The 1,876-nt window shown below is 66.7% G+C and carries 4 protein-coding genes; all 4 read right to left on the bottom strand.

The window, feature by feature from the left end; all coding sequences use genetic code 11:
- Nucleotides 1-276: winged helix-turn-helix domain-containing protein (locus ACSFA3_RS22400; protein WP_435507695.1), on the bottom strand; the 276-nt coding region annotated here is incomplete at its 3' end.
- The gene (locus ACSFA3_RS22405) at nucleotides 261-581 is read right to left on the bottom strand and encodes a response regulator (protein WP_435460543.1); all 321 of its coding nucleotides are present in this window, start codon (nucleotides 579-581) and stop codon (nucleotides 261-263) included. The genes ACSFA3_RS22405 and ACSFA3_RS22400, both read right to left, overlap by 16 nt.
- A complete protein-coding gene (locus tag ACSFA3_RS22410) occupies nucleotides 581-775 on the bottom strand; it encodes a hypothetical protein (protein ID WP_435460542.1) in 195 nt (64 codons plus the stop codon). Before ACSFA3_RS22410 ends, ACSFA3_RS22405 begins: the two co-directional genes overlap by 1 nt.
- Nucleotides 772-1,876: PqiB family protein (locus ACSFA3_RS22415; RefSeq protein WP_435507696.1), on the bottom strand; the 1,105-nt coding region annotated here is incomplete at its 5' end. The genes ACSFA3_RS22415 and ACSFA3_RS22410, both read right to left, overlap by 4 nt.

A 1,876-nucleotide genomic window follows, 5' to 3' on the forward strand; every position in this document is an offset into this window, starting at 1 on the left:
CCTGAGGATGCCGACCGTGACCATGTTGTCCCGCTCGCCGGTGCTCGCTCCCCACACGGCCTTGATCAGCTCGGCGCGCGACAGCACCTGGCCTCTGCGTGCCATCAGCGCATCCAGAAGCTCGAACAGCGTGGCACTGAGGCGGAGGTCCATGCCTTGACGAATTGCCTTGCCGCGCTTCCGGTCGATGGCTAGGTCCGCCAGGCGGAGCAAGGCGGCGTCAGGACTCTCATCGCGGGATGTCAGCGCCCAGGCGCGCGTCAGCAAATCGTCCATGCGCAAGGCCCGGCCAGGTACTCGATGGCGCCCGGCGCAAGTCCTTCGACGCGGTCCGCCAACTGGCCTCGCCCGGTCAGCACCAGCAAGGGGGCGCTGGTCATGCGCCGAACCGAACCTATCGTCGCCTGGGTTGCTTCTGGTGGTGCAACGTCGAGAAGAATCAACGCGTACGGTTTGCCGGTGGAAAGCCGCAATTCGGCATCGCCGGGGTCGGCCACGTCGACTGCAAAGCCGGATCGCCAGAGCGCACTGCCGAGTTTGCTGCGCGTTTGATTTTCAGCCCCGAGAAGCAGGATGTTCATCAGCAGGCGCTCCTTGCCGTCGGCGCTCTCCGTTGGACGTCGAGAAGCGTCGAAGACGGCGCCGACGGAACATCCGGCGCCGCCAGCGTGCAGCGGCGATCGGTCCTGTTCACGTGGCCGTCGATCAGAAAGGCGCCAACCACAAGCGCGAGCACGGCAGCGTGTGCAATCGGAAAGCTGGAGAGGTGTTTCACTTCTTGTCGTCCGGTTTGCCGCGCAGCAGCGACTCGGGGTGGCGTTCGAGGTAGTCGGTCAGCATGCGCACCGACGCGGCGGTGCGCGTGAGCTCCTGCAGCGTCTGTCGCGCGTCCTGCTGCAGCGGCGAGTCCTGCGCGAGCGTGCGTTCGACCGCGCTCATAGTCTTGCGCGCATCCTTCATCGCCGCGATGGCTTCCGGCGCTACGTCGTTGTTCAGCGTCGTCGTCAGTTGCTCGGCGCTGGTCAGCGTCTTGTCGAGGCTCGCGAGCGTGGTGCGCAGGTCGTTGCCGATCTGCGCGAAGGGCGCTTTGTTGACCTTGGACACGATCTCTTCCACCTGCGACTGCAGCGTATCGAGGCCGTTGGGAATGGTCGGCAGCTCGAGCGGTTCCCTGGTCACATCGATCGTGACGGCCGGCGCCTTCGGGAAGAAGTCGAGCGCCACGTACAGCTGCCCGGTCAGCAGGTTTGCGCTGCGCAGTTGCGCCCGCAGCCCCTTGCCGATCAGCACGCGCTTGACGTCTTCCTGTTCGCGCGCCGGTCCATGGCCGGGTTCTGCCATGTCGGGGCGCAGGCGGCCCGGATAGATTCGAACCAACACCGGCATGCGGAACTCGCGCTGGCTTCGATCGAACTCGGCGCCGATGGCCTTCACCTCGCCGATCACGACACCGCGAAAGTCCACCGCCGCGCCCGGCGACAGGCCGCGCAGCGACTGGTTGAAGTACAGCAGCAGGGTCTGCGCCGGGCCGTCCTGAGTTTTCATCGCAGTCGACTCGTCGCCGGCCAGCGCGAAGGCTGCGCCCTCAGGGGCCGCCGGTCCGCGGGCTTCGTCCGGCGCACCAAAGGCGATGCCCCCAAGAAGAATGGACGTGAGCGACTGGGTGCGCAGCGTCGCGCCGCTCGCGCTGAGCCGCAGACCGAACCCGCTGGCATGCCAGAAGCGCGTGTTGACGCCGACGAAGCTGTCGTAGGGCGCGTTCACGAAGATCCGCAACAAGACACCGTGGCCGTCGCGTTCGAGCTCATAGGCGGCGACCTGGCCGACCTTGATGCGCCGCAGGAACACCGGCGAGCCCACGCCGAGCGAGCCTGCG

This window comes from Variovorax glucosi (genome assembly GCF_051216695.1).
In the GTDB taxonomy this organism is placed as follows: Bacteria; Pseudomonadota; Gammaproteobacteria; order Burkholderiales; family Burkholderiaceae_C; genus Variovorax.